Annotated in this window: 1 protein-coding gene; it reads left to right on the top strand. The window is 40.6% G+C overall.

The features are described 5' to 3' along the window. The first annotated feature begins 56 nt into the window (after positions 1-56). Positions 57-9,380 (top strand): CARDB domain-containing protein, encoded by a 9,324-nt coding sequence (locus tag H7U12_RS20740; RefSeq protein WP_186641750.1) that lies wholly within the window; start codon positions 57-59, stop codon positions 9,378-9,380. Positions 9,381-9,609: the final 229 nt, after the last annotated feature.

Here is a 9,609-nt window from a genome sequence, read left to right as displayed (position 1 = left end):
AGCCCGGCTTCCACCAGCTCCACCTGCGCTTCAAGGACGCCAACGGCCGCTGGGGCATGACCACCGCCCGCACCTTCTACAAGGAGAATTTAACCCAGCCTCCCACTTCCACCGTGAAAGTTACAAAAGGGGAATACTACATTGACACGGATCCTGGCTTCGGAAAGGGCACAAACATTCCGTTTATCCCTGCCCCAGACCTCACCAACATTGCCTTCACGCTAGACATGTCTAAAATTTCAGTGGGCAATCATAAACTGTTTGTGCGGTTTCAGGATCAATATGGCCGGTGGAGTGCAACCAGTGCCAATGATTTCAAAGTGGAATCTCCAGCAGAGTTGATGGTAAGTATTGGCACAATCAATGGTCCATTGTGCGCCAACGGTGCCGTGGCCATTCCCTTTACCGTTTCGGCTGCTTTTGGTTCCAATAACGTGTTCACGGCCCAACTCTCAGACGCCAATGGTACTTTTACCAACCCAATAGCCATCGGTACTTTGAAAGGAACAGATTCTGGTTCAATAGATGCTCTTATACCTGCCAATACCCCGGCGGGCGTAAACTACCGGATTCGAGTTATCTCCAGTTCCCCAGATAAGATTAGCGCCGCCAACTCCACGGCCTTAACCATTAATAGACTCCCTGAAAACTTCACCCTCAGTGGGGTGACCAGTTCATGCCTTGGCGCGCAAACGTATACTACTACCATCCTTTCGGAAGGCAGTTTAACCTACGCTTGGTCTGTTTCCGGAGGCGGAACCCTGGCGGCAGACAACAACTCTGCTACCGTTACTTGGACCACGCCTGGTACGCACACCATAAAACTTACTGCCACCAATGATTGCGGAAGCAGTGTAGAAAAAACTCTTGCAGTATCTGTTTCTGGCGCTGCACCTACCCTAACGCCTACCATCACTACAGAAGGAAAATGGATGCATTCGTCCACTGCTCCAGCAGGGGCAGGCGTAACCGGTTACCAGTGGTATGAGAACGGCGGAGCTATTTCAGGGGCTACGACCCCTTCATACTTTGTAAACAACAATGCTGCTTCTTATACAGTAAGATACCAGAACGCCTGTGGCGTGGGCCCAGAATCTAACCCCGTTACCTATACTGACGAAAAGCAGAATCAAACCATTACATTTGCTGCCATTCCTGATAAAACCTATGGTGATGAACCATTTAAGTTGGAAGCTACAGCAAGTTCAGGTCTCCCTGTAAGTTTTGAAGTAGAAAAGGGACCAGCAACTGTTACGGGCAACATCTTAACTATAACAAGGGCTGGTGAAGTAATCATACTTGCTCTGCAAGAGGGAGACAGTAAGTTTAATCCTGCACCTTCAGAAAGACAGAGATTCGAGGTTAAAAAAAGTGCACAAACAATCTCTTTTACGCCGATTTCTGATAGAGTTTTCGGAGATGCTCCTTTTAGTATTAATGCAGATGCGAGCTCAGGCTTACCGGTGGATTTAGAAATTGTCTCTGTTTCTGATAATGCTTCAATCGAGGACAATATAGTAACTATCAAAGGAGTAGGAAGTGTTACTATAAGAGCTTCCCAAGGTGGCAATTCTAATTACTTACCAGCAATTAGCAAAGATCAAACCTTTTGTATAAGTATCAATCAATTAGGCTCTATTGCCGGGAACACTGATGTGTGTTTAGGAAAACAAACCTACAGTGTACCGCAAATGGTGGGAGCAACCTACTCTTGGAAGCTTTCTGGAGGGGGCACCATCATTACATCAAACAATACGGCTACTGTAAACTGGACTTCTGTGGGAAGTTTCAAAATTGAGGTAACAGCTTCCAGTAATTGTGGAGAAAATGAACTCTCAACTAGTTTGCAAGTATCGGTTGAAAATTCCCTTCTACCAAGTGTAGCAAGTAATTTACTACCAATTAATGGAGCAGTTGGGCTTTCACTACCTTTAAATCTTTCTTGGAAGCCCTCTGACAATACTGATTTCTATGACCTCTATATTTGGCCGGATAGTATTGCAACCCGCCCTGAAATTCCTTTTGCTTCTAATTTACGCGACATAAACTATGTTATAAGGGAAGGCATCAATTATGGTATTTGGTATAAGTGGCAGGTAGTATCCCGGAATAAATGTAATAGATCTGAAAGTAGCGTTCATAAGTTTACGTTAAGACAGTTGCCAGACATATTTGTTTATAATGTTCAAACACCCGAAACAGCAATTGCTGGAAGTAGTATTGGGGTGCGTTGGAAAGTTTCTAATAAGGGTGCCGGAAGTACATTGGCAGAAACCTGGACAGATAATGTGTATTTATCTTCAGATACCATTTTTGATGCAAGTAATGATATTCTGCTGGGTACAACCAGAAATGTAAGTTATCTACAGCCCAGCCAAGTCTATAACGGAGTGGCAAATTTCCCAATCCCAGTAAGCGTATTTGGACAATATTATGTATTTATTACCAGCAATGCCTTGATACTTGAAGAAGACAGAACAAATAATACAGCAAGGTCAATCAACTTCATACCTATCACTGTAGTTCCACTCCCTGATTTAAGACCCGTATCCATAGCCATGCCAGCTACTGCTTTTGGGAATGATTCAGTAACTGTAACTTATAGTTTCAAGAATGAAGGAAACGCAACAATCTTTAATAACACATGGACAGATCAGGTTTTTATTTCTCCAGATTCCAACTTTATCGCCTCCAACTCACATTTATTAAGCACTGTTACTTTAAGGGCTATTACATTACCCAAAGATTCTACTTATACGCAAAGACATAGAATAAAAATCCCTCATAGTAAATATGGAGACTATTACGTGCACGTTTTAAGTAACGCAAGTAGAGGTTTTGAAGAAATCTCCAGAGATAACAACATTAATTCGACTAAAAAAACCAGTATAAAGCTACGGCCTCCAGCAGATTTAGTAGTGACTGATATATCTGTTCCTACAGAAATTTTTTCAGGCTATCCCATTCAAATAAATTGGAAGGTTCAAAATCAAGGTGCTAATGGACCTATTGAAACTGCTTGGAGTGACAAGGTATACATTTCCAAATCACCGAGCTTTAATATTAATTCGGCTACCTATATTGGTAAATCTATTTACACAAGAGACAATGATTTCTCACCAGACGCCACCTATTTACAGAGCGGAAACTTCAAATTACCTGATAGTTTAAGTGGCAAATACTATGTATATGTCGTAGCCGATGCTGATAGTACCGTGTTTGAGTATACGTTTGAAGAGAATAATCTTGCTAGAAGCAAGCAGCAATTCACGATTAATTATGCCTACGCTGACTTAGTTGGGTTACAAGGACAGATAGAACTTGACTCTATAAACCTTGGAGAACCTATTACATTAAGCTGGATAACAAGTAATAAAGGACCTAACACAGCTTTTGCTCAATGGACTGATGGAATTTATCTTTCCAGAGATAGGCAGTTGAGTTCAGATGATATTCTATTAGGCGAATACCTTAATACTGGTGATTTATTAGCAGGAGAAGAGTTTACTCGTACTGTCAAACTGAGTATAAGGGACGCTCTTGCGGGTAACTACTTTGTACTCGTAAATTTAGATCGCTCTAATACAATTCTGGAATACGATTCGGAAGGGAAAAACTTAAATGAGAATAATGTTCTTGTTTTGCCAAAGGGTGTTTACGTAAAAAGCTATGGCATATCAGACTTGGCTATTTTGGAATTCAGTACGGGAAAACAGTTATTTTCTGGACAGTCCTTAGCTCTTAAATGGCAAGTTGGTAATATAGGCACCTCCAATCTAGCTCTAAAGCAAGATTTTTGGAATGATAGGATATACCTCTCTGAAGATAGTATTGCGAATCCGGATGTGGATATATTATTGACCACTCGTTTCAACAATAATAAACTTGCTTCCGGTGAGAGTTACACCCAAAATGCTTCCATACAGCTACCGCCCGATAAGATCGGGGATTATTTTTTGATTTTGCGTACAGAGGCTGACTCTGTTAACTCAAATGATTTTAGTAATTCCAATAACACAAAAGCTATTGCTGTTTCCATTTCTTTAACGGACCCAAGTGATTTATTTATAGAACAACTATCTCCTCCACAACAAGTAATTGCAGGCCAACAATTATACATTCCCTATACTATTAGTAATAAAGGAAAAGGGAAAACCAATACCCCAACCTGGAGTGACCAAATATTTTTAAGTACAACACCAACCTTCAACACGGGTTCCCTGGTGCTAGGCATTGGCACGAAGGAGAGAAATGGAGAACTTGCTCCAAATGAAAGCTATACAGATAGCATTCTTGTTAACATTCCTCCTAGTTTCTCAGGCTTTTATTATGTTATTGGGTTTGCTGATGCAAACAATAAAGTATATGAACATCTGGCGGAGGATAATAACAGCAAGGCTACATTAATTGAGATTGTGCCGCCAGTTCCTTCTGATTTTATAATCACCCAGGTGGGAGTGCCGTCAATTATAGGTTTGGGCGATGACTTTCAATCTGAGTATATAATAAAAAATGCTGGAACAGGCCGAGGGCTGGGAATCTTAAAAGATGGCCTTTACTTCTCCTCTCCTAATGCTACAATTCCGGATACTGATAAAGATAAATTATTAGGAGTTCAGTTGGGCTACGTTGATCTACAACCTGGTCAGAGCATAACAAGGTTTATAAGTACCAAGGTAAAGGATATCAATCCTGGAGAATATCGGGGCATTACAAGTACAGACTTGTTAAATAATATTCTGGAAGCGAGTGATGAAAACAATCATAAAGCTGCTGATAATAACACCGATATTACGATAAGTGAGTTGGCGTTAGGTATCGAAAAAATTGCACTACTTAACAATGGAGACCTGCGCTATTACAAAATTCAAGTAGAAGAGGACTTGGATTTAGTTCTCACTCTAAGTAGCAACCAACCGGAAGGGCAGAACAAAGTATTTATTGCTTATAATAGGGTACCTACTTCATCCGACTTCGATTTTCAGAATGCAAATATTGTTTCCACAAATCAGCAAGTATTAGTTCCTGGTACTAAGGCCGGTACGTACTATGTGTTAATTCAATCAGATACGGAGTTTGCACAAGCCCAGCAAATTAAAATCTTTGTAAAGGCTCTACCATTTTCAATTTTAAGTATCACTCCTGATAAAGTAGGCCAAGGGAGGGTTACTTGTAATTTGACTGGAGCCCGCTTTACCCTTGACACTGAAATTTATTTACAAAATTCAAAAGGAGAGAAAATAGTACAAGCTTCTATTATAGAATTTGTCAGTAGTATGCAGTTAAAGGTGCGTTGGCAATTGGAAAGTGTTCCGGTGGGTAGATACGATGTAATGGCAATAAACGAGGAAGTAGAAGCTGAAATGAAACAAGGCTTGGAAGTTGTGCCTGTTGAAATTTTTCAAGTTGCTGTTCAGGAACAAATACCAACCCAAATTAGAGCTGGCACTAATGGACTTTTTGCATTTAGAATGGAGAACACTTCTAATGTAGATATACCTTATATACAATTTTTAATTACTATTCCTTCAAATACCCCTGTTACTACATATTCAACTAGTAAAAATGTTATAACAAAAAGTAAGATAGATTCTTTATTTGAGAAAGCACAGGTAAATGATTGGGAGGAGCGTACTTTAAAGCACACAAATAATGTAGTTAGGGATTTATCTCCTGGTGAAATATTTACGGTTAATCTTCAAGTAAAGCCCACTTTGACTGGAACCTTAGATGTAAATTTATTTGGATTAGGATTTTCAAACCAAGGATTTAAGCAAAACCTAGATAGTTTAATTGAATACCACAGAAAAATCATTCTTAGCACTCCGGGTCTTTTTAATACTGAATTCAGAAAGTTAGCGTCTAATGCAGGTGCTTTTAGAGATTCGGTGGAATCAGTATTAATAAGAAGGGGATTACTGGCCCCAATAGACAGTCCTAATAACTTACATTTTGCAGAAAAGAGTATTCAGGCAGATATTTGTTCTACTTGTGGCAATGCACATACTCAATTAGAAGCTAATATAGCTAGTACTGCAACTGGCACAGCAAACCCAGAATTATGTAGAAGACAAAAATGTGATGATGCAAGAATAAACTGCACTTTGCCTCTTTTAATTGAGTTAGGCGCACAAGGGCCTTTTGCAGCTAGGGCTGGAATTAAAGAATTTGGTGAATTTATTTGGGATATGTTTACTGGAACAGCTAGGGATGTCGTTGAAAATGAAATAACAGGAGAACCAAATCCGTGTTTAGAAATGTATCGATGCTCAGGCGTTCCCTCTTCAGGAAGAGGAACTGGTATTTTCCGGAGGCGGATTGATCAAATAGATGAGGCTACCAGTGAAGACGGGACTAATGAGGATCCTTGCAATCCACCTCCAACTCCTCCAAGTAGTACAAAAAAATACCCTGTACCGGTTATAAGAGCAGGAGATCCCAATGATATTACTGGTCCAAAAGGATATGGGCCACAAAGGTTTATATCAAACCAAAATGCTATACCTTACACGGTTCGGTTTGAGAATGATCCAAAGTTAGCCACTACAGCGGCGCAACTAGTTACCATTGTGTTACCATTAGATGAGCAAGTCAACCCTTTAAGTTTGCGAGTTGGTTCCTTTGGCTTTTCAAACTTTTCATTTCAGGTACCCGACAATATTGCTTCATATACCAAGGTATTAAACCTGCCAGACTCATTAGGGTATGACGTAGAAGTATCAGCCGGTGTAGATATAATAAATAAAATTGCTTCTTGGACTTTTCAAACGATAGATCCTAAGACAGGCTTACCGCCTACTGACCCATTATCAGGTTTCTTGCCTATTAATGATTCAACTGGTCTTGGAGAGGGTTTTGTCACTTACAGTGTTAAGCCAAAAGCAAATGTGCAAACTGGCGATTCTATTACTGCCCAAGCAACCATTGTTTTTGACATTGAAGCTCCTATTGCCACCAATACTTGGTTTAATGTTATAGATGCCACACCTCCTAAAACTCTGGTACAAAAGCTGCCTGAAATTAGTCCGGGAAACCAAATACCAATTCAATTTGGGGGTGAAGACGATGATTCAGGTTCTGGTATTGGTTCCTATGCTCTGTATTTTAATAAAAATAATGGCCCCTTCTTAAATTATGGAGAGTTTAGAAGGGATAGTGTTGCTATATTCAATGGAGAGCCGGGTAGTAAGTACCAATTCTTCTCATTAGGTATTGACAATGTAGGCAATGCCGAAGAAATGAAAGATGCTCCTGAGGCTAGCACAACTATTCCCACAGGTAACCGAGCACCAGTATTCAAATTAAATAGTAAGCCAATCACAAGGCTATCATTGAGCGGTTGTTTAGACTCTCCTATTGATCAATGCATTACAGTTACAGATCCTGAGCAGGATCTAATTCAATTCACCTTGGCTTCAACTGCTAAAAACTTAACTACCACACTTACTACTACTGGAATTGGTTTTTGTATCAACTTGGTGCCAAAACCAAACTTTATTGGAATTGACTCTTTGCAGATAAGTGCCTGTGACAGCACTGGCAACTGTAGTGTTATTAATTTAATAGTTAAGATTGATACAAACCCTGTAGTGACCTTATCACCCTTTGAGGATGTAGAAGAGAACACTCCTGCTTTTGTTTTATCTGGAGGTTCCCCAGAAGGTGGTATTTATAATGGCCCTGGTGTGAAAAATGGAATTTTTGATCCAGCAATTGCAGGATTAGGCACCTTCAAAATTACCTACTCCTTTACAAATGCAAATGGCTGTGTAAGTACAGCACTCCAGGAAATAAAAGTTATTAAAAGCAATCGGGAGCAACAGACAATTACTTTTGCCCAACTAACAAATAAAACATATGGTGGTAAACCGTTCAAACTATTTGCAACAGCTAGTTCAGACCTGCTAGTAAAATTTGATGTAGTTGAGGGACCTGCAATTATCTCAAATGATACTCTTACCATAACAGGTGCTGGCATTGTAAAAGTAAGGGCTTCTCAGGAGGGTAATGATCATTATGAAGCGGCTGAACCAATAGTAAGAAGTTTCATAGTTGAAAAAGCTTCTCAAACTATCACTCTTAGTGGGCTTGAGCCTTTGCCTGATGATCCAGATGGTAACCGAAGGTACAGAATCATTGCTTCTTCTTCATCTGGTCTGCTTGTGACCTTTAGCGTGTTGAGTGGCCCAGCTACTATCTCTGGTAATATTCTCACGCTCTCTGGTTCTGGGGAAGTAAGGATACGTTCTTCCCAAACAGGTAATGCCAACTACCTGCCAGCTCCTGATTTAGATCAAACTCTCAATTTCAACAAGGTTAATCAAACTATCACCTTCAATAAGCTTTCTGATAAGACCTTTGGAGATGCTCCCTTCAACCTTAGTGCAACAGCAAGCTCTGGTTTACCTGTGACCTTTGAGGTAGAAAGTGGTCCGGCAACTATCAATGGCACTATAGTCACCATAACCGGAACCGGAGTTGTTGTTATAAAAGCAACTCAATTAGGTAATGAGGAATACTTTGTAGCGACACCAGTCTTTCAAAGTTTCACCGTTAAAAGTACTGCTCTTTGTCCTAACACTGGCAATATCACATACGAACGGTGGGACCATGTTCCTTCAAAATTAGTGGAACTTCACCACCTTCCTACAAATGTACCACCTACTACCACCGGTATACTTACCTCGTTTGTAGTTCCTTCAAACATGGGAGAGAATTACTTTGCGCGTGTGAGAGGCTATTTATGTGTACCGGTTAGTGGGCAATACCGCTTCCATTTAGCTGCTGATGATCGTGCAGAGTTGCTCCTAAGCACGGATGATAATCCAGGTAACAAGGTGAGGATAGCATATCTCCGTAAAGCATCCAAGCCAAGCAGGTACAATGAGTTTGCAACCCAAGAGTCAGGCATGATTAACTTAGAGGCGGGCAAACGGTATTATATTGAATCGGTTATGCGAGAATTCAGGTTCAAAGACCACCTCTCCGTTGCCTGGACCAAACCCGATGGCACCATGGAAGTTATTCCGAGCTCTAATCTGACGCCATACACTACTTCTGAAGTTCTTCTAACAACAGTTATTTCTCCAGAAATAGAGCAAACACCACAAATTCAAACATTGGATTCGTTTACCGCGCATCCTAACCCATTCTCAGACAAGGTAGCCGTTGGTTTTACACTGGCCGCCGAAGAAGAGGTAATCCTGGAAGTTTACAACTTGCAAGGACAACTAGTTCAAACATTATTTGCAGGAAAAGCCATGGCCGGGAAAGCATACCAATACGAGTTTGATGGTAGTAAGCTTGCTAACGGAGTCTACATCTGCCGAATAATGGTAGCTGGCAAGACAACTGTTAAGAGGCTGCTCTTAGACAGGTAGCCTACCAGATTTATAAGAAAAGAGGCTTCTAAGGGAAGCCTCTTTTCTTATAAATCTGGTAGGCTGGAAATCTTAAATGGGCAATAGTGAACCTTCTTTTTTACGCCTATTTTCAGAAAAAGGCTCTGAAACACCTTTCGGCTTAGGGCGTGTTGACAATTAGTGTAGCAGGATCATGGCTGCTGCTAGGAAAACGAATCCGGCAAAACTGCCGGCTGTCTTCTCGTAT

The sequence above is a fragment of the Rufibacter sediminis genome (assembly GCF_014269285.1).
In the GTDB taxonomy this organism is placed as follows: domain Bacteria; phylum Bacteroidota; class Bacteroidia; order Cytophagales; family Hymenobacteraceae; genus Nibribacter; species Nibribacter sediminis.
The sequence above is the reverse complement of the archived record's forward strand: the minus strand, read 5'-3'. Positions and strand labels throughout refer to the sequence as shown.

Bases quoted from the DNA above. Each gene is read 5' to 3' on its own strand.
- H7U12_RS20740 (WP_186641750.1), top strand. From the start codon at position 57: ATGACCACCGCCCGCACCTTCTACAAGGAGAATTTAACCCAGCCTCCC.